This window comes from Streptomyces sp. NPDC047841, from assembly GCF_040704085.1.
GTDB lineage: Bacteria > Actinomycetota > Actinomycetes > Streptomycetales > Streptomycetaceae > Streptomyces > Streptomyces argyrophylli.
In genome coordinates this window covers 33937-55113 of sequence record NZ_JBEYRP010000022.1, presented here as the reverse complement: position 1 = coordinate 55113, position 21177 = coordinate 33937, and the positions used below count along the sequence as shown (strand labels likewise).

At 70.6% G+C, this 21177-nt stretch carries 18 protein-coding genes, 1 pseudogene and 1 riboswitch; of the genes and pseudogenes, 8 read left to right on the top strand and 11 right to left on the bottom strand.

The genetic code is table 11. The features are described from left to right. The first annotated feature begins 129 nt into the window (after positions 1-129). Entirely contained in the window at positions 130-1389 is a 1260-nt protein-coding gene (locus AB0947_RS31800) for an alpha/beta hydrolase-fold protein (RefSeq protein ID WP_366753814.1), read from the top strand. Here AB0947_RS31800 and AB0947_RS31795 read toward each other — a convergent pair. From AB0947_RS31795 to AB0947_RS31750, 10 genes are all read right to left on the bottom strand, one after another. Then, a complete protein-coding gene (locus tag AB0947_RS31795) occupies positions 1298-1957 on the bottom strand; it encodes a trimeric intracellular cation channel family protein (protein WP_366753813.1) in 660 nt (219 codons plus the stop codon). The two genes, AB0947_RS31800 and AB0947_RS31795, sit on opposite strands and share 92 nt — an antisense overlap. Positions 1958-2004: 47 nt before the next feature. Continuing rightward, positions 2005-3396 carry a M1 family metallopeptidase gene (locus tag AB0947_RS31790; protein ID WP_366753812.1) on the bottom strand — a complete coding sequence of 464 codons (1392 nt, stop codon included), beginning with the start codon at positions 3394-3396 and terminating at the stop codon, positions 2005-2007. 98 nt (positions 3397-3494) lie between these two features. After that, positions 3495-5291 (bottom strand): dipeptide ABC transporter ATP-binding protein, encoded by a 1797-nt coding sequence (locus AB0947_RS31785; RefSeq protein WP_366753811.1) that lies wholly within the window; start codon positions 5289-5291, stop codon positions 3495-3497. Next, positions 5288-6382: an ABC transporter ATP-binding protein gene (locus AB0947_RS31780; protein WP_366753810.1), complete on the bottom strand. Its 1095-nt coding sequence runs from the start codon at positions 6380-6382 to the stop codon at positions 5288-5290. The genes AB0947_RS31785 and AB0947_RS31780 overlap by 4 nt, the downstream gene beginning before the upstream one ends. Further along, positions 6379-7386 (bottom strand): ABC transporter permease, encoded by a 1008-nt coding sequence (locus AB0947_RS31775; RefSeq protein WP_171152614.1) that lies wholly within the window; start codon positions 7384-7386, stop codon positions 6379-6381. Before AB0947_RS31775 ends, AB0947_RS31780 begins: the two co-directional genes overlap by 4 nt. A gap of 72 nt (positions 7387-7458) precedes the next feature. After that, positions 7459-9231 carry an ABC transporter substrate-binding protein gene (locus tag AB0947_RS31770; protein ID WP_366753809.1) on the bottom strand — a complete coding sequence of 591 codons (1773 nt, stop codon included), beginning with the start codon at positions 9229-9231 and terminating at the stop codon, positions 7459-7461. Positions 9232-9267: 36 nt separating this feature from the next. Continuing rightward, positions 9268-10266, bottom strand: coding sequence for an ABC transporter permease (locus tag AB0947_RS31765; RefSeq protein ID WP_366753808.1), 999 nt, complete (start codon positions 10264-10266; stop codon positions 9268-9270). Positions 10267-10615: 349 nt separating this feature from the next. Next, complete coding sequence (locus AB0947_RS31760; protein WP_366753878.1) at positions 10616-11401, bottom strand: enhanced serine sensitivity protein SseB C-terminal domain-containing protein; 786 nt, start codon at positions 11399-11401, stop codon at positions 10616-10618. Positions 11402-11597: 196 nt separating this feature from the next. Further along, positions 11598-12389 (bottom strand): enhanced serine sensitivity protein SseB, encoded by a 792-nt coding sequence (locus AB0947_RS31755; protein WP_366753807.1) that lies wholly within the window; start codon positions 12387-12389, stop codon positions 11598-11600. A 66-nt stretch (positions 12390-12455) separates the two neighbouring features. After that, positions 12456-13124: an AAA family ATPase gene (locus AB0947_RS31750; protein WP_366753806.1), complete on the bottom strand. Its 669-nt coding sequence runs from the start codon at positions 13122-13124 to the stop codon at positions 12456-12458. A gap of 179 nt (positions 13125-13303) precedes the next feature. Further along, positions 13304-13399: riboswitch (glycine riboswitch) on the top strand. Positions 13400-13554: 155 nt separating this feature from the next. Between AB0947_RS31750 and gcvT the strand changes: the two genes are divergently transcribed. The 6 genes from gcvT to AB0947_RS31720 all read left to right on the top strand — a co-directional run bounded on the left by gcvT (position 13555) and on the right by AB0947_RS31720 (position 20128). Continuing rightward, positions 13555-14673: a glycine cleavage system aminomethyltransferase GcvT gene (gene gcvT / locus AB0947_RS31745; protein WP_366753805.1), complete on the top strand. Its 1119-nt coding sequence runs from the start codon at positions 13555-13557 to the stop codon at positions 14671-14673. Positions 14674-14810: 137 nt separating this feature from the next. Beyond that, positions 14811-15188, top strand: coding sequence for a glycine cleavage system protein GcvH (gene gcvH, locus AB0947_RS31740; RefSeq protein WP_366753804.1), 378 nt, complete (start codon positions 14811-14813; stop codon positions 15186-15188). Positions 15189-15202: 14 nt separating this feature from the next. Continuing rightward, complete coding sequence (gene glyA, locus AB0947_RS31735) at positions 15203-16468, top strand: serine hydroxymethyltransferase (RefSeq protein WP_366753803.1); 1266 nt, start codon at positions 15203-15205, stop codon at positions 16466-16468. A 62-nt stretch (positions 16469-16530) separates the two neighbouring features. After that, positions 16531-17898: an L-serine ammonia-lyase gene (locus tag AB0947_RS31730; RefSeq protein ID WP_366753802.1), complete on the top strand. Its 1368-nt coding sequence runs from the start codon at positions 16531-16533 to the stop codon at positions 17896-17898. Between the two features lie 613 nt (positions 17899-18511). Continuing rightward, on the top strand, positions 18512-19534 hold the full coding sequence (locus AB0947_RS31725) for a phosphatidylinositol-specific phospholipase C domain-containing protein (RefSeq protein WP_366753801.1): 1023 nt from the start codon (positions 18512-18514) through the stop codon (positions 19532-19534). 36 nt (positions 19535-19570) lie between these two features. Then, on the top strand, positions 19571-20128 hold the full coding sequence (locus AB0947_RS31720) for a glycoside hydrolase family 25 protein (RefSeq protein WP_366753800.1): 558 nt from the start codon (positions 19571-19573) through the stop codon (positions 20126-20128). Positions 20129-20160: 32 nt separating this feature from the next. On the opposite strand, the gene AB0947_RS31715 is transcribed toward AB0947_RS31720, so the two are convergent. Continuing rightward, positions 20161-20823 carry an NAD(P)-binding domain-containing protein gene (locus tag AB0947_RS31715; protein ID WP_366753799.1) on the bottom strand — a complete coding sequence of 221 codons (663 nt, stop codon included), beginning with the start codon at positions 20821-20823 and terminating at the stop codon, positions 20161-20163. Between the two features lie 132 nt (positions 20824-20955). On the opposite strand from AB0947_RS31715, the pseudogene AB0947_RS31710 reads away from it, so the two are divergent. Next, positions 20956-21120 (top strand): annotated as a pseudogene (locus AB0947_RS31710) (2-isopropylmalate synthase); the annotation flags it as partial. Positions 21121-21177 lie beyond the last annotated feature (57 nt).

Here is a 21177-nt window from a genome sequence, read left to right as displayed (position 1 = left end):
CTTTTTTGCCTGGCGGCGGGGTTCCCAGCAGTCGGTCCGCTCCGGCCCCCGGGTGAGGTTCCGGCAATTTCTCGGTAAGTGTCCGGACCTGTCCACAACCTCCGGCGGCGGATCGCCCTCTATGGGGACATGAGCCTCACCGGGACTCCGTTCCTCTACACGACCGTCCTGCTCTCGGTCGTCGCCCTCATACTGCCGCTCGTCCTGTGGTCGCGGATGCGCGGGCCCAAGCCCCTGCGGATCACGGCCCGGGTCCTCATGCTGCTGTTCGCCCAGGGCACGGCCGTCACCCTGGTCTTCGTACTGGTCAACAACCAGAACAACCTCTACGACAACTGGGCCGACCTGCTCGGCACCGGCGACCACGTCCAGCGGGCCGCCGACCTCGGCAAGGACGGCACCGGCGGCATCACGGTGACCCGGCTGCCGAAGGTCAGGCAGACCTTCACGGCCGCCGACGGGCCCGGCATGCGCGCGGCCGGCGGGGTCCGCGTCACCCAGCTCAGGGGCCGGGTCTCGGGCGTGAACGCCGAGGTCTACGTCTGGCTGCCGCCGCAGTACGGCGACCCGGCCTACCGGAACAAGAAGTTCCCGGTGGTCGAGCTGCTGCCGGGCTACCCCGGTTCCGCTAAGGCGTGGTTCGGGTCGCTCAAGGCCCACGAGCAGCTGCTGCCGCTGATGAGGAGCGGCCGGGTGGCGCCGTTCATCCTCGTCGCCCCGCGCACCAACCTGCTGGCCGGCGTGGACACGGGCTGCGCCAACGTCCCGGGGCAGGTCAACGCCGACAGCTGGCTCAGCGTCGACGTCCCGAAGATGGTCATGGACAACTTCCGCGCCGAGCCCGCCCCCCAGGGCTGGGCGGTGGCCGGGTACTCGGCGGGCGCGCACTGCGCGGTGAAGCTCGCCGTGGCCCACCCCGACCGGTACCGGGCCGCGGTGAGCCTGTCCGGCTACAACGACCCGATCGGCGAACGCGACTCCCTCGCCGCCCAGACCCCCGCCCTGCGCGCCGCGAACAACCCCTATCTGCTGCTCAGGCAGGAGGCCGTGCCGCCCCGGATCGCGCTGTACCTCTCCGGCGAGTCCGGCGACGGCTACCAGGCGGGCATGGCCCTGGAGGCCGTCGCCAAGGCGCCGACCACCGTGCGGGTGGTGTTCCTGCCGCGCAGCGCGGGCGGTCACACCATGGCGCTGTGGCGCCCCCAGGTCGACACCGTCTTCCGCTGGCTGACCCTCCAGATGGGCCAGGGCCACGCCAGGGGCCGGGACACCTCGGTCGCCGGGAGGGCCCCCGGGGCTACTCCTCCGTCACCGTCGACCGGCGGTTCCACGCGCGCGGCGCTCGCCAGTGGAACCGCATCGCGAGCAGGCGCAGCACGAAGGCCGTGATCACCGCGAGCCCGCTGGTGAACGGGGTCAGGACGTCGTAGCGGATGCACAGCACGACCATCGTGGCGCCGACCATCGCCGGGACCGCGTACAGGTCGCGGTCCCAGCGCAGCAGCGAGGGCACCTCGTTGGCCAGCACGTCCCGCAGGACGCCGCCGCCCACGGCGGTGGCGAGGCCCAGCGTCGCCGACGCGGTCAGGCCGAGACCGTAGCTGTACGCCTTCGTCGTACCGCTGACGCAGAACAGGCCGAGGCCGGCCGCGTCGAAGACGAGCACCGCCGCCTGGATGCGCTCCACGTGCGGGTGCAGGAAGAAGACGACGAGCGTGGCGAGCAGCGGGGTGAGGAAGTACCCCAGGTCCGTGAAGGCGGCCGGGGGCACGGCTCCGATCACCAGGTCGCGGAACAGCCCGCCGCCCAGCGCGGTGACCTCGGCGAGCACGGCGATGCCGAAGACGTCGAAGTTCTTCCGCACGGCCAGCAGGGCGCCGGAGATCGCGAAGACGAAGATGCCGATCACATCGAGCGTGTGCTGGACGGAGGGACTGAAGAGTTGCTGGAGCTGCACCCTGACATTCTCACCCGCCGGAGTGCGTGGGCCTTACAAAGCCAGGCTCACAGGGCGGGTTTCCCTGTGGTGAACAGCCAGGTGTCGAAGAGGTCGTCGAGCTGCTGTCCGCTGACGCGCTCGGCGAGGCGGATGAAGCCGGCGGTGTCCGCGTTGCCGTACCGGTGGAGCTTCGTCCAGGCCGGCAGCAGCTTGAAGAAGGCCGTGTCACCGATCCGCTCGCGCAGCGCCTGGAGCGTCATCGCGCCGCGCTGGTAGACGGCGGAGGCGAACATCGTGTCCCGCTGCGGGTCGGCGACCTTGATCTGCCAGAAGGCGGAGCCGGCGGGGCGGGAGCCGTAGGCGGCCAGGAAGGAGTCGTGGGCGCTGCGGGTGCCCTGGTGCTCGGCCCACAGCCACTGGGCGTAGGTGGCGAAGCCCTCGTTGAGCCAGGTGTCCTTCCACTGGGCCACGCTCACCGAGTCGCCGAACCACTGGTGGGCCAGCTCGTGCACGATGGTCGACTCGTTGCGCACGGCCGAGTAGGCGGGCTTGCTCTGCACCTCCAGCGAGAACCCGGCCTGCGGCATGTCGTCGACGATCGCGCCGGTCTCCTCGAAGGGGTACGGCCCGAAGACCTGCGACCAGTAGTCGGTGGCGGCGGCCGTGACGGCGTACACGTCGACGCTGTTGCCGTCCTTGAGCACGGGGTCGATGGCGACGTAGACGGGGATGCCGCCGGGGGTGCGCCCGGTGCGCACGTCGAACTTCCCGATGGTGGCGGTGGCGAGGTAGGTCGCCATCGGCTTCGACTCCCGCCAGTGGGTGTACGTCGAGCCGCCCTTGTCGTACGTCGACACCAGCCGGCCGTTGGAGACGGCGGTCAGGCCCCGGGGAGCCTTGATCCGGATGTCGTACGTGGCCTTGTCGGAGGGGTGGTCGCTGGACGGGAACCAGGTGGAGGCGGCGTTGGGTTCGCAGGCGACGAAGACGCCGTCGGGGGTCTTCATCCACCCGTAGTCGGAGCCGAAGATGATCGGCCCGCCGAGGGCCTGCGGTACGCCGCCGTAGGTCACGGAGACGGTGAAGTCCCGTCCCTCGGGGAGCGGGTGGCGCGGGGTGACGGTCATCTCGTCGCCGTCGCGCGTGAACCCGGCCGGTCTGCCGTCGACCCGGACGCCGGTGACCTCCAGCTGCTGGAGGTCGAGGTCGAAGGAGGAGAGCTCCTGGGTGGCGCGGGCCGTGAGGGTGGTACGGCCGTCCAGGCGGCCGGTGTCCGGGGCGTAGGCGATGTCCAGGTCGTAGTGGCGGGCGTCGAAGCCGCCGTTGCCCAGCCGGGGGAAGTAGGGGTCGCCGATGCCGGGGGCGCCGGGGGTGGGGGCGGAGGAGGCGGCGACGACGAGGAAGGAGGCTGCCGCGGTGGCGACAGCCCCCAGACGTGCCGAACGGGAGAGTGCCATGTGTCGTCCCTTTCGAGCGTGCCGATCAGTGGTCGGACACGGACGACTCTGCACTCCCCCGCTCAGGCATGTACATGACTTTGCCTAGTTGTCATGCGCTACTTGCCGGTTGACTCCTGGGAGTCCGCGCCGGCCGCCTCGCCGGTGGCCTCGGCCGCACGGCCGGTCTCCTCGGCGACGGCCACGGTGTCGCCCGAGCCCTCCGCCGGGGCGTCGGCCGCGGCGCCGGTTGCGGTGGACGCCGTGGGCTCCTCGGCGGGGGCATCGGCCGCGGGCGCGGGCTTCCCGGCCGAGACCTTCGCACCGGGACCGGTCTTCACACCGGAAGCCGCCGCCTCGCCCTTGCCGGCCGCGTCCTCCTGGGAAGCCGCCTCGCCCTTGGCGGGCTCTTCGCCAGAAGCCGCTTCCTCGGAAGCCGCGGCCTTGCTGGAAGCCGCCTCCTTGGGGGCCGCCGCCTCAGAGGCCGACGCCTCCTTGGAGGCCACCTCCTTGGAAGCCTTGCCCTCGGAAGCCGCCTCGCCGGAAGCCACGTCCTTGGAAGCCCCCTCCTCGGAAGCCGCCGCCTCCTCGGAAGCCACCTCCTTGGAAGCCTCGCCCTCGGAAGCCGCCTCCTCAGAAGCCACCTCCTTGGACGCCTCGCCCTCGGAAGCCGCCTTCTCCTCGGAAGCCGCCGGCTTCTCGGAGACCGCCGCCGCCTCGGCCGCCGCCGTCTCCCCCGCAGCCGTCTCCGTCGCCGACGCCGGTTCCTCGCCGGCCTGACCCTCGGAGAGCACCGCGTCCGGTACCAGCTCCGACGCCTCCTTCGCCGCCGTCAGCAGGACCGTGTCCTGCGGGGCCTGGTCGGCGAAATTCTCGGGGTGGTGGCAGGCGACCCGCTGGCCCGGCCGCAGCTCCACGAGCTGGGGCTCGGTGGTCTTGCAGATCTGCGTCGCCTTCCAGCACCGGGTGTGGAAGCGGCAGCCGGAGGGCGGGGCGATGGGCGAGGGCACATCGCCGCGCAGCAGGATGCGCTCGTTCTTCTGGCCCCGGCGCTTCGGGTCCGGCACGGGCACGGCCGACATCAGCGCCTTGGTGTACGGGTGCATCGGCGACTCGTACAGCGAGGTGCGGTCGGCGAGTTCCACGATCTTGCCGAGGTACATCACCGCGATGCGGTCCGAGACGTGCCGGACGACCGAGAGGTCGTGCGCGATGATCACGTAGGTGAGGCCCAGCTCCTGCTGGAGGTCGTCCATCAGGTTGACGACCTGCGCCTGGATCGACACGTCCAGCGCGGAGACCGGCTCGTCCGCCACGACCAGCTTCGGCTTCAGGGCGAGCGCGCGGGCGATGCCGATGCGCTGGCGCTGACCGCCGGAGAACTCGTGCGGGTAGCGGTTGTAGTGCTCGGGGCTGAGGCCGACCAGGTCGAGGAGCCGCTGGACCTCCTTCTTCACCCCGCCCTCGGGCTCCACGCCCTGGAGCCGGAAGGGCGCCGAGACGATCGAGCCGATGGTGTGCCGGGGGTTCAGGGAGCCGTACGGGTCCTGGAAGATCATCTGGATGTTGCGGCGCAGCGGGCGCATCTGCCCGGTGCTCAGCCGCGTGATGTCCTGGCCCTCGAAGGTGATCCTGCCGTCCGTCGGGTCCTGGAGGCGGGTGATGACCCGGCCCATGGTCGACTTGCCGCAACCCGACTCGCCGACCACGCCCAGGGTCTCGCCCTTGCGCACCTCGAAGTCGATGCCGTCGACGGCCTTCACGGCGCCGACCTGCCGCTGCAGGAGGCCCTTCTTGATCGGGAAGTGCTTGGTCAGCCCCTCGACCTTGAGCAGCACGTCCCGCTCCTCGGGAGCCGACGCCTGCTTCGGGACCACGGCCTCGGCGACGGTGTCCGTCTTCTTGGTCTCACTCACAGCTTGGGCGCAATCTCTTCGGTCCAGATCCGCTGGCGGTCCTCGGCCGAGAGGTGGCATGCGGACCAGTGCCCGGTGCTCACCTGCTCCAGCTCGGGGCGCACCGTGCGGGTGACGTTCCCCTTGGGGATGTCCGCGTACGGGCAGCGGGGGTGGAAGGCGCAGCCCGAGGGGACGTTGATGAGGCTCGGCGGGGAGCCCTTGACCGGGATGAGCCGTTCGGAGGTCTCGCGGTCGATGCGGGGCATCGAGCCGAGCAGGCCCCAGGTGTAGGGGTGCTGCGGCTGTTCGAAGACCTCGCCGGCCGGACCGCGCTCCACGCACCGGCCGCCGTACATCACGAGGACGTCGTCGGCGATCTCGGCGACCACACCGAGGTCGTGAGTGATCATGATGACCGCGGAGCCGAACTCCTTCTGCAGGTCACGGATCAGGTCGAGGATCTGCGCCTGGACGGTCACGTCGAGGGCGGTGGTCGGCTCGTCCGCGATGAGCAGTTCGGGGTTGTTCACCAGCGCCATGGCGATCATGGCGCGCTGGCGCATACCGCCGGAGAACTCGTGCGGGTAGCCGTCGACGCGCTTGGCGGGCTCGGGGATGCCGACGCGGTCGAGCATCTCCACGGCCCGCGCGCGGGCGACCTTCTTGCTGACGTCGTGGTGCACCCGGTAGGCCTCGACGATCTGGTCGCCGACCTTGTAGTAGGGGTGCATCGCGGACAGCGGGTCCTGGAAGATCATCGCCATCTCGCGGCCGCGGAGCTTGCGCACCTCGTCCGGGGCGGCGGAGACCAGTTCCTTGCCGTCCAGCCAGATCTCACCGGACATCTGCACGTTCTTGCCGCGGGTGCCGAGCCGGTGCAGGCCCATGATGGCCTGCGAGGTGACGGACTTGCCGGAGCCGGACTCGCCCACGATGGCGAGGGTCTTGCCCTTCTCCAGCGAGAAGCTGAGCCCGTCGACGGACTTCACCAGGCCGTCGTCGGTCGGGAAGTGCACCTTGAGGTCGCGGACCTCCAGGAAGGCTTCGGGCGCCTTGCCGGACTCGGTGGGCTCGCCCACCGCCGCGCCGGTCTTGGAGAGTTCGGTCACGAGAGCCTCACCCGCGGGTCGGCGGCGGCGTAGAGCACGTCCACCACGAGATTTGCGATCACGACGAAGAAGGCGGCGAGCAGCGTCACGCCGAGGATCTTGGGCAGGTCGTTGTCGGTGATGCCCTGGACCGCGTACTGACCGACGCCGCCCAGCGAGAAGACGCTCTCGGTGATCACGGCGCCGCCGAGCAGCAGACCGAGGTCCATGCCGAACACGGTGATGATCGGGGTGAGGGCCGCGCGCAGTCCGTGCCGGACCACGACGTTGCGCTCGCGCAGACCCTTGGCGCGGGCCGTGCGGATGAAGTCCTCGTTCATCGTCTCCAGCATGCCCGAGCGGGTGAGCCGCGCGTAGATGGCGGAGTACAGCAGCGCCAGCGAACACCAGGCTGGGAACAGGGTGTTGGCCCACTGCTCGGGGTTCTCGGTGAACGGGACGTAGTCGCGTCCGAAGATCGGCCAGTTGAAGACGAAGAGCAGGATCGCCAGGTTCCCCGTGAAGAACATGGGCAGCGAGACGCCGGCGAGCGCGATGCCCATGAAGGTGCGGTCGAAGACCGAGCGTGGCTTCAGCGCGGAGATGACACCGATGACCACACCCGAGACGAGCCACAGCACGGCGGCGCCCGCGGCCAGCGACAGGGTGATCGGAATGCGCTGGGTGAGCTGCGGCCAGACCGCGACGTGGTCCTTGAAGGAGTAGCCGAAGCAGGGTACGTCGCAGTGCACCGTGGTGGGCCCGAGGTTGTAGTCGGCGCCGGCCACGATCCCCTTGATGAAGTGCCAGTACTGGACGTAGACGGGCTGGTCCAGACCGAGGTTGTGCTTGACCGCGACGATGTCCGCCTTCGACGGGCTCTTGCCGATGTACTGCTGCGCCAGCTGGTCCGCTGTCTGGCCGGCGAGCCGTGGCAGCAGGAAGAAGATGGCAAAGGTGACCGCGGAGACGACCAGCAGCAGGATCACTGCCGCGAACGTCCGGCGGAGGATGTACGAGATCACGGGGATCGGCGCTGGTGCCCGCGGGCCGCGAAGCCCGCGGGCACCAATGCCTTCACCTGCCTTCCGGGGCTGCTACTTCGACGCGACGCCGATGTTGAGGTAGTCGTACTGACCGCTGAAGGCCGCCGTGGAAACCAGGTTGGTGTAGTTCTGCGGGCGGGCCAGCAGGACCTTGAAGTAGGTCAGCGGGACGAGCACGGCGTCGTCCATGGCCTTCTTGTCGATCTGCGTGTAGAGGCTGTTGCGCTCGTTGGTGTCCTGAGTGCCGATCGCCTTGGACAGCTGGGCGTTGACGTCCTTGTTGTCGTACTGCGACAGGTTGGTGTTACCGGACTGGCTGATCGCCTTGCCGTTCAGGATCTGCTGCAGGAAGCCGTAGCCGGAGGGCCAGTCGGCGCCCCACTGCATCATCTCCAGGCCGATGTTCTGCTTCTTGGTGAACTTCGGCACGCCGGCGTAGTCCGTGAAGTACTTGCCGGACGGGTACTGCTTGAGGGTGGCGTTGATGCCGACCTTCTTCAGCGAGTTGATGATCGCCGTGGCGGCGTCGATCTCCTGCGGACGGTCCGAACGGGCCGAGATGTTCGTCGAGATCGAGGACTTGCCGCAGGCCTTCAGCTGCTGCTTGGCCTTGGCCGCGTCACCCTTGCTGTCCGTGGTGGCGTAGACGTCGGACTTGGCGTAGCCCGGGATGTCCGGCGGGAGGACCGTGGAGGCGATCTCACCGCGGATCGGGCCGCCCTCGGCGGTCTGCACCGAGACCTTGTCGATGGCGTACTGGACGGCCTTGCGGCACTCGGCCTTGTCGAACGGCGCGACCTGGGTGTTGATCGCCATGTAGACCAGGCGGCCACCGTAGGTGTTGTCCGTGTTGGCCTTCTTCGACGGGTCGGTGATGACCTGGGCCTGCGTCGCGGCCTGGACGCCCGTGCCGCCGAGGTCGATCGCGTTGCCCGCGAGGACGTCCTTGTCGATCGTCTCCGGGTTGACCTTCAGCTTGACGACGATCTTGTCCGGCAGCTGCTTGCGCAGCGGGTCCGTCTTCGCGTCCCAGTTCTCGTTGCGGACGAGGACGGCCTGCTGGCCCTCCGCGTAGCTCTGGAACTTGTACGAGCCCGAGGAGACGATGTGCTTGACGTAGTCGACGCCCGTGTCCTTCGCCTTGGGCACCGGGGCCGTCTGCGGGGCGGCGACCAGGTAGTCGAACTCCTGGAAGGCCTGCTTCAGGTGGAAGACGATCGTGGTGTCGTCCGGGGTCTGGATGGAGGACAGGCCCTTGTCGCTCTTGTCCTTGTACGGGCCCTTGTACTTGTCGCCGCCGGCCAGGAACTGCTGGAAGTAGTTCGGGCCGAGGGAGAGCACGTCACGCGCGAAGTTCGAGCGCTCGACGGCGTACTTGACGTCCTTCGAGGTGATCGGCGAGCCGTCCTCGTACTTCAGGCCCGAACGCAGCTTGTACGTCCAGGTCTTGCCGCCGTCGCTCGGGACGCCCTTGCTCGCGGCGAGGTCCGGGACGAGGGTGTTGCCCTCCTGGCCGGCGCCCGGCTTGAAGGTCATCAGCGGGCGGGCCCACAGCCGGCTGAGGTTGTACATGTACGCGTAGTACGTGTTGCCCGGGTCGAACGAGTCCGGGACGTCGGACAGCTCGTAGGTGAGCGTGCCGCCCTTCTTGTCGGACGCGTTGACGACGCCCTTGGTCGCGGCGTTGGCCCCGGCCGACTTGGTGCCGTTCTCGTTCTTGTTGTCATCGGCCTTGCTGCAACCTGCAAGAAGCAGGCTGGCGGAGCCGATGGCCGCGATCGCGGCCAGCGCTGACCTTCGCATGATGGGCGCTTTCCCCTCCATTGATCGGAAAAATTTACGGGCTCTCCGCGGCAGGCGTCAGCGGCTGCGCGGGTCGAGAGCGTCGCGGAGACCGTCACCCAGCAGGTTGAACGCCAGGACGGTGATGAAGATGGCGAGACCAGGGACGATCATGAACATCGGGTCGACCTGGTAGAAGTTGACCGCCTCCCGGAGCATGCCGCCCCAGGACGCCTGCGGGGGCTGGATGCCGACGCCGAGGAAGCTCAGGGACGCCTCGAAGAGGATGTTGGTCGGGATGAGCAGCGTCGAGTAGACGATGATCGGGCCGACCAGGTTGGGCATCAGCTCCCGGAACAGGATGTACGGGGCCTTGGCGCCCATGCCCCGGGAGGCGTCGACGAACTCGCGCTCGCGCAGGGCGAGGGTCTGGCCCCGGACGATCCGGCCCAGGTACGGCCAGTTGAAGAAGCCGATGACGAAGATCAGCACGCTCAGGTGGAGCGGCAGACCGTCCAGGCCGAACGCGCCGCCCTGGAGGGTGGCGGAGATGGAGATGGCGAACAGCAGGAGGGGGAAGGCGAGGAACGTGTCCATCAGCCGGCTGATGATCGAGTCAACCCGTCCGCCGTAGTAGCCCGCGATCACGCCCATGATGGCGCCGATCACGTTGGACAGGACCGTGGCGCCGAAGGCGACCACCAGCGACACCCAGGAGCCCTCCAGGACGCGGGTGGCGATGTCCCGGCCGAACTTCGGGTCCACGCCGAGCGGATGATCCGCGCTGATGCCGCCGAAGCTGCCCTTCGGCAGCGAGGTGTCCGGGCTGATCAGGTCCTGGTTGAAGGCGTTGGGGTCGAGCCCGAACGCGGCCTGGATGGGGCGCGAGAGGATCGCGACGAGGATCAGCAGGACGACGATGACGCCGCCCGCGACGGCGACCTTGTCCTTCTTGAACCGGGTCCAGGCGATCTGGCCCAGGGAACGACCCTCGATCTGCCCCTTACCGGCACCCTCCAGCACAGCCTCCGGCTGTGCCTCGGCTGCCGCCCCGGTGGTCTCGATCGGTGCGGTCACGGTGAGCGACCCCTCTCGCCGGTGGTGACCGGCCTGAACTGCCGCGGATTGCGGCTTTGTCGACTTGCCATCGAGCATGAGGTCTCAACCTCATGTCTGAGTCGGGAGTCTTCAGCGTCTTCGCGATCACCCGCCAGAGCTGACGGCGAAAGTATGCGCAACCGTGATGCAGTCCAGGGGATTCCGTTATCCGATCAGTGGGTAACGGGCATCGGACGTGGGCCAGTTGGGACAGAACGGTGAATCTACGCGGTTCGGGGCGATCGGGCGATGTCTACGCGCGCAGAAGTGTGTCGCCCGTGTGAAATCTGCGACCCGGACTCAGAAAGCCTGCCGAGCCGTCCGGTTGTCAGTAACCGCCGTGCACGGGCGGGTAGCCGTACCCGCCGGCCGGGGCCTGCGGCGGGACCGGTGCCTGAAGCTGCGGCCGCGGCGCGGGGGCGTGTGCCTCGCGGTCGTAGAACGGGCGCGCGTTGGCCCGCATCCACATCACCACCGGGTCGTAGCCGTCCGTCATCGCGACCGTCGAGACCGGCAGCCCCTCCGGGACCGCTCCGATGGACTGCTGCATCATCGCGCGCACCGAGTCGACCGCGGCCGGCGAGGTTTCGTACACGTCCAGGCCGATGGCCAGATACGGCGCCCCGAGCGCGGGCTGGACCCAGGCGCGGCGCAGGGAGCGCAGCGCGGGGGTGCGGTGCGCGTTCTGCGCGAGCAGGGCGTAGAACTGCGGGATCTCGATGCCGGGCTCCGACAGGCGGAGCGGGCCGGCGGGCTGGCGGTCCAGGCCGGTGGCGATGCGGCGCAGATCCAGCCAGGGGATGCCGACACCGCCGCCCGGGGAGTGCGGATTGAGCCAGAGGCCGTAGTGGTCGGGGTAGAGGGTGCGGGCCACGTCCAGTCCGTCGACCACTTCGTACGAACGGTTCCAGCCGCTGGCCGACAGCTCCTGGGCGGAGGTGACGCAGGGGGCGTAGTGACAGCCGTCCACCTCCATGTCCCCGTACTGGGCGTCCGGGGAACCGGCCTGGCCGTGCCACAGGAGCATCCAGATCTGGCCGGAGGAGGGGGTGGCGAGGGCGCGGAGCAGGGCCTCGTAGGCGTCGTAGCGTCCCGGGGTGACCTGGCGCAGCATGTGCTCGACGCTGCCGCTGTGGCTCGCGCTCACCTGTTGTACCGGCCCTTCTACTCCGTGCCCCGCGTTTGGAGACAGCTTAAGCGCCCAGCGGCTCGGGGCCTTGGGTTCGTACGCGGGTGCGGGTCGTCCGTGGCCGGCCGCGCTCCGCGGCGGAGCCGCATACCGGATGCGGCCCCGCGCCCTCCGGGTGCGTTCAGTGGCCGTACTGGTAGAAGGGCCGGACGTTCGTCTTCAGCCAGTCGGAGACCGGGTCCTCGGCCACGTCCATGAGGATCAGGTTGACCGGCCACGTGACCGGGACCGTGCCGAGGGCCCGGCCGAGGGCGTCCAGGGGCAGGTTCCGGACGTCGCCCTCCCACTGGGAGAGTTCCACGCCCACGAACATCACCGGGTCGGCCGTCTCGATGACGGCCAGGCAGCGGCGGGCGGTGAGCACCACGCCGGTCCCCGCGAACTCGGCGGAGGCCGCCGCGAGGAAGTCGACCGGGTCGTCCTGCCAGTCGGGTTCGAACAGGCGGACCCGGCCGCCGGTGCCGGGCCCGTCGAGCGGGGTGCGGCCGGCGCGGCACAGCTCGGCCACGGCGTCGGGCGGCAGCGGGATGCCGACCACACCGCCCGGGTTCACCGCGATGCCCGCCTGCGGCGGCAGGCCGCGCGCGAACTCCACGGCGGGGGCGATGGTGTACGACATATGGGGACCGGTCGCCTGGCGCAGCTGCTCCTCGGAGCTGAACACCGGGACGTACACCTGGCCGTCGATCTCCAGCGTCGGCAGGTCCAGCGGGCCGCTGTGCGGGCCCCCGCCGTTGGGCAGCGGTATCCACAGGAAGCTGCGCCCGAGGACCTCGACGATCCGGCCGCCCGCCGAGGGGATGCCGAGGGAGGCCGACAGCACCTCCTCCAGCTCGTTGCCGGGCCAACCGCCGTGCGGGTGGGGGTGCGCCTGTGCCGGGAAGTCCGCGGGAACGTCCGCCGGGAAGTCCATGTGCCTACCGCCTGCTGGGAACCACTGCTGGGAGCAAGAAGGCTAGCGGGTGGCCGTGACGGTGCCTCACCGCGCGAAGCCGACCCGGCCGAGGACGTCCGCCGCGTCCCGGTCCAGCAGCACCGCCGCTCCGCAGCCGGCGGGCAGCTCCCCCTTCTCCACCGCGCGCAGCAGCCGGGCGGTGGTGCGGCGGTGGCGGCGGAAGGCGTAGCGGGAGACGCCCCGGCCGCGCTCGCGCTGGCCCGCCCGGGCGGTGTCGGGGCTGACGTCGAGGAGGAGCAGGTGCAGGGTGGCGCCGCGGCGCCGGGCCTCGCGGGCCAGCCAGGCGCGCACCCAGCGCTGGGTGCCGCAGTCGTGCACGACGACGCCCTCGCCGGTGCGCAGCGCCCTGCGCAGGGCGGCGTAGTGGGCGAGGCGGACCAGGGGGCGGTAGAGCGCGTAGGGGACGCGGCGGGGGGCGCGGGCGTCCCAGCGGTCGCGGGTGTCCTGGGAGTCGACGCGGTGGCCGGTGACCGCGCGGTGCATCAGGGTGGACTTGCCGCTGCCGGGCAGGCCGGTGATCACCACCAGGTCACCGGGGTCGAAGAGCAGGGCGTGCGGGCTGCGGCCCGCGCGGTCGCGCAGGTCGCGGACGACCGGGGCGGGACGGTCCGCGCGGCGGTCGCGGGCCGGGGCGGAGGGCTGTCCCGGCACCGCGATGCCGGCGTCGGCGGCGTAGGCCGATGTCCTGTTCACCGTGATCGTCCTCCCCAGGGGGCTCGGTCATCCCCATGCCCGTTCTGTGTAAAGAGAAGGTAATGGGCAACGGTAGGGGGTTCGTGTGCGTTCTGCCACAACCCGGTCACAAGGAGCACGCTCTGGATGGGCGGGGAGCGGCGTGCAATGATGTGCCCGCCAACTGCATACCGGCCGCTTGAATCCGCGCGGGAGAGTTCCCAGCCCCGGGCTGGGACGCCGAAGGAGCAAGTCCCTCCCTTGAATCTCTCAGGCCCCGTTACCGCGCGGGCGAGGCACATCTGAAAAGCGGGCCGCTGTGTCAGTGGCTCCACCCAAGGTGCAAGCCGTGGTCGTCCCCGTGGCGGTCGTGGCGAACCTCTCAGGTTCCGATGACAGATGGGGAGGAACGATCCTCGCCTGTCCGCTCGCCTTGGGAGACGACCGTCCGATGAGCAGCACTGAACTCCGCCACACCGCGCTCGATGCCGTGCATCGCGCGCTCGGTGCGACGATGACCGACTTCGCGGGCTGGGACATGCCCCTGCGCTACGGCTCCGAGCGCGACGAGCACCTCGCCGTGCGGACCAGGGCCGGTCTCTTCGACCTCTCCCACATGGGCGAGATCACCGTCACCGGCGAGCAGGCCGCCGCGTTCCTGAACCACGCCCTGGTCGGCAACATCGCCTCCGTCGGCGTCGGCCGCGCCCGCTACACGATGATCTGCCGGGCCGACGGCGGCATCCTGGACGACCTGATCGTCTACCGGCTCGCCGACACCGAGTACATGGTCGTGGCCAACGCCTCCAACGCCCAGGTCGTGCTGGACGCGCTGACCGAGCGCGCCGAGGGCTTCGACGCCGAGGTCCGCGACGACCGGGACGCCTACGCGCTGATCGCCGTGCAGGGCCCGGAGTCCCCCGGCATCCTGAAGTCCCTCACCGACGCCGACCTCGACGGCCTGAAGTACTACGCCGGCCTGCCGGGCACGGTCGCCGGCGTCCCGGCGCTGATCGCCCGCACGGGTTACACCGGCGAGGACGGCTTCGAGCTGTTCGTCGCGCCGGAGCACGCCGTCGAGCTGTGGCAGGCGCTGACCAAGGCGGGCGAGGGCGCGGGCCTGGTCCCGTGCGGGCTGTCCTGCCGGGACACGCTGCGCCTGGAGGCGGGCATGCCGCTGTACGGGCACGAACTGACCACCTCCCTCACCCCGTTCGACGCCGGGCTCGGCCGCGTGGTCAAGTTCGAGAAGGAGGGCGGCTTCGTCGGGCGCGAGGCGCTCGCCGAGGCCGCCGCCCGGGCCCAGGAGAACCCGCCGCGGGTCCTGGTCGGCCTGGTCGCCGAGGGCCGCCGGGTGCCGCGCGCCGGGTACGCCGTCGTCGCCGGCGGCAAGGTGATCGGAGAGGTCACCTCCGGCGCCCCCTCCCCCACTCTGGGCAAGCCGATCGCCATGGCCTACGTCGACGCGGCGCACGCGGCGCCGGGCGCCGAGGGCGTCGGCGTGGACATCCGGGGCACCCACGAGCCGTACCAGGTCGTGGCGCTGCCGTTCTACAAGCGCCGGAAGTAGACACTGGGCGCGGTCGCGCCCGCCGGGGACCCCGGTCCCGTGGCCGGGGCGTGACGCTGCGCACATTCGCCCGCTCACCAGCGGTTTTCGCAGTCCCCCGTCATCAGCACCCTCGCGTGTACAGGAGAATTCAGGCCATGAGCAACCCCCAGCAGCTGCGCTACAGCAAGGAGCACGAGTGGCTGTCGGCCGCCGAGGACGGCGTCGCGACGGTCGGCATCACGGAGCACGCGGCCAACGCGCTCGGTGACGTCGTCTTCGTCCAGCTCCCCGAGGTCGGCTCTACGGTGTCCGCGGGCGAGACCTGCGGCGAGCTGGAGTCGACGAAGTCGGTGTCCGACCTGTACTCGCCGGTCAGCGGTGAGGTCACCGAGGTCAACGAGGACGTCGTCAACGACCCGTCGCTGGTGAACTCCGCCCCCTTCGAGGGTGGCTGGCTGTTCAAGGTGCGCGTCGCGGAGGAGCCGGCCGACCTGCTCTCCGCCGACGAGTACACCGCCTTTTCCGCCGGCTGAGGAGTCGTAGCCGTATGACTGTCCTGAACACGCCCCTGCACGAGCTGGACCCGGAGATCGCCGCCGCGGTCGACGCCGAGCTGCACCGCCAGCAGTCGACCCTGGAGATGATCGCCTCCGAGAACTTCGCGCCGCTCGCGGTGATGGAGGCGCAGGGCTCGGTCCTGACGAACAAGTACGCCGAGGGCTACCCGGGCCGCCGCTACTACGGCGGCTGCGAGCACGTCGACGTCGCCGAGCAGATCGCCATCGACCGGGTCAAGGAGCTGTTCGGCGCGGAGTACGCCAATGTGCAGCCCCACTCCGGCGCCTCCGCGAACCAGGCGGCCCTCTTCGCGCTGGCCCAGCCCGGGGACACCATCCTCGGCCTGGACCTGGCGCACGGCGGCCACCTGACCCACGGGATGCGGCTGAACTTCTCCGGCAAGCAGTTCGACGTGGTCGCCTACCACGTGGACGCCGAGACCGGCCTGGTCGACATGGCCGAGGTCGAGCGGCTCGCCAAGGAGCACCGCCCCAAGGTGATCATCGCGGGCTGGTCGGCGTACCCGCGGCAGCTGGACTTCGCCGGGTTCCGCCGGATCGCCGACGAGGCCGGCGCGTACCTGTGGGTCGACATGGCGCACTTCGCGGGCCTGGTCGCGGCCGGTCTGCACGAGAACCCGGTGCCGTACGCCGACGTGGTCACCTCCACCACCCACAAGACGCTGGGCGGACCCCGCGGCGGCATCATCCTCGCCAGGAAGGACTTCGCGAAGAAGCTGAATTCCTCCGTCTTCCCGGGCTTCCAGGGCGGCCCCCTGGAGCACGTGATCGCGGCCAAGGCGGTGTCCTTCAAGGTCGCGGCCTCGGAGGACTTCAAGGAGCGCCAGCGTCGTACGGTGGAGGGTGCCCGCATCCTCGCCGAGCGCCTGACGGCCCCGGACGCCCGCGAGGCCGGCGTGAACGTGCTGTCCGGCGGCACGGACGTGCACCTGATCCTGGTGGACCTGCGCGCGTCCGAGCTGGACGGGCAGCAGGCCGAGGACCGGCTCCACGAGGTCGGCATCACGGTCAACCGCAACGCCGTCCCGAACGACCCGCGGCCGCCGATGGTCACCTCGGGTCTGCGGATCGGCACGCCGGCCCTGGCGACCCGCGGCTTCACGGCCGAGGACTTCGCCGAGGTCGCGGACGTGATCGCGCAGGCGCTGAAGCCGTCCTACGACGCCGAGGCCCTGAAGGCGCGCGTGAAGGCGCTCGCCGACAAGCACCCGCTGTACCCGGGCCTGAACAAGTAAGTCCCCGGTGGGGCACCCGCCGAGGGTGCCCCACCACCCCCCTGCTGTCTTGAGGAGTGACCGTGGCCATCTCGGTCTTCGACCTGTTCTCGATCGGCATCGGTCCGTCCAGCTCCCACACGGTCGGCCCGATGCGCGCGGCGCGGATGTTCGCCCGCCGCCTGCGCAACGAAGGCCTGCTGGAGCAGGCCGCCGCCGTCCGCACCGAGCTGTACGGCTCCCTGGGCGCGACCGGGCACGGCCACGGCACCCCCAAGGCCGTCCTGCTCGGCCTGACCGGCGACTCACCGCGCACGGTGGACGTGGAGACGGCGGACGCGCGCGTGGAGGCGATCAAGACGCAGGGGCGGATCCGGCTCCTGGACGAGCACGAGATCGCCTTCGACTTCGACCGGGACCTGGTGCTGCACCGCCGCAAGGCGCTGCCGTACCACGCCAACGGCATGACGCTGTGGGCCTACGACGCCGACGGCGAGGAACTGCTCACCAAGACGTACTACTCGGTGGGCGGCGGCTTCGTCGTCGACGAGGACGCGGTGGGCGCGGACCGGATCAAGCTGGACGACACGGTCCTGAAGTACCCGTTCCGCACGGGCGACGAGCTGCTGCGCCTGACGAGGGAGACGGGCCTGTCGATCTCCTCGCTGATGCTGGAGAACGAGCGGGCCTGGCGCACCGAGGAGGAGATCCGCGCGGGCCTGCTGGAGATCTGGCGGGTGATGCGCGAGTGCGTGCAGCGGGGCATGTCCCGCGAGGGCATCCTGCCGGGCGGTCTGAAGGTACGCCGCCGCGCGGCCGTCTCGGCCCGCCAGCTGCGCGCCGAGGGCGACCCGCTGGCGCACGCCATGGAGTGGATCACGCTCTACGCGATGGCGGTGAACGAGGAGAACGCGGCGGGCGGCCGTGTGGTGACCGCGCCCACGAACGGCGCGGCCGGCATCATCCCGGCGGTCCTGCACTACTACATCAACTTCGTTCCCGGCGCCGACGAGGACGGCGTGGTCCGCTTCCTGCTGGCCGCGGGCGCGATCGGCATGCTCTTCAAGGAGAACGCCTCCATCTCCGGCGCCGAGGTCGGCTGCCAGGGCGAGGTGGGCTCGGCCTGCTCCATGGCGGCGGGCGCGCTCGCCGAGGTGCTCGGCGGCTCCCCCGAGCAGGTGGAGAACGCGGCCGAGATCGGCATGGAGCACAACCTCGGCCTGACCTGCGACCCGGTCGGCGGCCTGGTCCAGATCCCGTGCATCGAGCGCAACGGCATGGCCGCGGTGAAGGCGGTCACGGCCGCGAAGATGGCGATGCGCGGCGACGGCTCCCACAAGGTGTCCCTGGACAAGGTCATCAAGACGATGAAGGACACCGGCGCGGACATGAGCGTGAAGTACAAGGAGACGGCCCGGGGCGGGCTGGCCGTGAACATCATCGAGTGCTGACCCGGCCACCCGGCCCCGGCGGCACGGCGCCCCGGCGGCCTGCCCGCGGAAGTGGGCCGGCGGGGCGTACCCCGGCGGCCTGCCCGCCGGCGGGGGCCGGCGACGCCACACGACCACCCCGGCACCCGGCCGACGAAGCCGCCCCCCGACCCCGCTCCGGCCACCGGGCCCCCACCGCGCGGTGAACCCCGCCGCGCGATGACAGGCCCCCTCCGTCCCAACCGCCCCCCTCCGTCCCAGCCGCCTCCCCCGGCACACAGCCGCCCCGCCCACCGCACAGGGCGACGCGTCACGCCCGGCGGACCACGCCCCCCGACCCCGCTCCGCCCACCCGGCCCCCACCGCGCGGTGAACCCCGCCGCGCGATGACAGGCCCCCTCCGTCCCAACCGCCCCGCCCGCCCACCGACCGGGGCGGCGCCGTCACGTCCGGGCGGGTCCCGCGCCGCGAGCCGGCGACCCGCCCGGCAGAGGGTCCGTACGACCGGCCCGGCGCCCGGTCGGCGGTGCCGCGGCTCTCCTGATGTTCCCTCAAGGGCTACCGCACAGTAACCGCTTGGCCCTACGCTGCCGCCAACTCGACGGCTGCGAAAGGGAGTTCGGTGATACGCGGGATGAGACGGCTGGCGGCGCTCGTGGGGGCCGCCGCTTCGTTGGTGGTGGTGCCGGGCAACGCGCACGCGGCGTCGCCGAAGTTCTCCGAGACGACGGCCATCGGCACGCACAACGCGTACGACAAGGCCAAGTACACCTACTTCGCCCAGGCGCTGGACTCCGGCGCCTCGCTGCTGGAGCTGGACGTCTACGTCGACAGCATCAGCCACCGCTGGCGGGTCAGCCACAGCAACCCGCTGGGCAACGACAACAACTGCGAGGCGGCGAAGACCCCGGGCGAGCTGTACAGCAAGAGCCGCAACCAGGACCTCGGCAGCTGCCTGGACAACATGGCCGCCTGGAACCAGCTCCACCCCGACCACCCGCCGATCGTCGTCAAGGTCGAGATGAAGGTCGGCTTCAACGACAAGGCGGGCCTCGGACCGGACGAGTTCGACACGCTCGTCGCGCAGAAGCTGGGCAGCAGCGTCTACAAGCCGGCCGACCTGCTCGGCGGCACGTACGGCACGCTGGACGCGGCCGCGAAGGCCAACGCCTGGCCCGCCCGGGACGCCCTCAAGGGCAAGTTCGTCTTCGACCTGATCCCGGGCACGGTGGAGCAGTCCAACCCGTTCGACAGCTACTGGACGGACGAGGAGTACGGCGACCACCTGCGCGACCTGAAGGCGGCCGGGAACATCTCGGCGGCCCAGGCCTTCCCCGTCGTCCTCGGGGCGGCGAACGGCGACCCGCGCACCAGCCGCTACGACGCCTCGATCCGCCCCTGGTTCGTGTTCTTCGACGGTGACGCGGCCACGTACGTCAACAACGGCTACGACACCTCGTTCTACTCCGCGAACCACTACATCCTCATCACCACCGACGCCCACAACGTGTCGCCGGCCATCTCCTCCACCAGTCCGACGGACGCGGAAGTCGCCGCGCGCCTCGCCCTGCTGGCCAAGAACCACGCCAGTCTGATCACCTCGGACTGGTCGGCGAAGTCCGCCTCCGTCCTGAGTTCGGTGACCACCCGGAGCTGAGGTTCCACAACGGCGCCCACGGGGGACAACCTTCACATGCTGCATGGCATCGACGTGAGCGCCTACCAGTCCTCCTCCTACGCGACGAGCGGTCTCTCCTTCGTCTTCATCAAGGCGACGGAGGGCCGTTCGTACGTCAATCCCAGACTCGCGGCCCAGGCCAAGCACGGCCGTGACGCGGGCCTGGTCGTCGGCTTCTACCACTTCCTGTGGCCCGGAGACCTCACCGCCCAGGCCGAGTACTTCCTCAGTCACACCCCGGACCGCCGCGGCGATCTGCTGGCCGTCGACTGGGAGACCACCGGCGACGGCACCCACGCGAGCAACGCGGAGAAGGACCGCTTCATCCGCAAGCTGAAGGAACTGCGGCCGGACAACCGGGTGGTGCTCTACTGCAACCGCCACTTCTGGCTGAACGTCGACACCACCTCCTACGCCGGGGACGGGCTGTGGATCGCCGACTACGTCACCGCGGGCAAGCCCCGGATCAAGGCCAGGTGGCGGTTCCACCAGTACACCAGCGAACCCCACGACAAGGACGTGGCGGACTTCTCGAGCAAGGCGGCGTTGAAGGAGTGGGCCACGAGCGCGTGACGCGCTCGTGGCCCCTCCCGCCTCACCGCCGGTCAGCCCCGGAAGTCCGCCGGGCGCTCCGGGGACACCTCCGCGAGGGCCTTGCGTACGGCTTCCACGCCGGCGCGGAGGCCGTAGACGGGGGTGCCGGGCTGCTGGCGCCAGGAGTCGGCGATGCCGCCGGCGTCGACGGTGTCGAAGCCGAGTTCGTCGATCAGGTCGCGGACGACGCGCTTGGCCGCCTCGTCGTCGCCGGCGACCGGGAGGGCCATGCGCTCGGGGTCGCCCGCGGGGCGCAGCCGGTCCAAGATGTCCTGGGCGTAGGTGCCGTTGAACGCCTTGACCACCGGGTGGCCGAGGTGCCGCTCGGTCCAGCGGCTCTCGGTGAGGCCCTCGTCCTCGATGGCCGCGATCCGCCCGTCCCGCTGCTGCGGGTAGTAGTTGCCGGTGTCGATCACAGTGACGCCCTCGGCCGCGCCGTCCAGCAGGCCGGCGGGCAGGTCCGGAACCGCCTTCAGCGGCACGGTGACGACCACGACCTGGGCGCCCCTTGCGGCGTCCTCGGCCCGGACGGGGGTCGCGCCGGTCTCCTCCGCCAGGTCGCGGAGCGTCTCGGGGCCGCGGGAGTTGGCGACGGAGACGTCATGGCCGAGGGCGGTGAGCCGCCGGGTGAGGTTGCCGCCGATGTTCCCCGCGCCGATGATGCCGATCTTCATGGCTGACCCTCCGGATGGTCTATGCGCATGCATGGAATGTTCTCCGGACAACCTCACCGGGTCCCGGCCTATTCCGCGCCGTGCGCCGAATCGGTGACGGCCGCCCGGCCGGTGCGCCGGGCGCCCCCGAACGTGGAGGGCTGCCTGTCCGGCCACGGTGAGCGCACCGGTAACGTCGACCGGGTGACCCTCGCCCCGAACCTCCACGCCCAAGGAGTCGACCCCATGGCCGGCCTCGGCGACATCGAGCCCTGCGACCGGCTTCCCGTGCACCCGCGGCCCCCTCACGCCGGGGAACCGGCTCCCACGGCGTCCTCCGCCGGCCCACCGACCGCCTTCGCGGTGCTGTCCGCG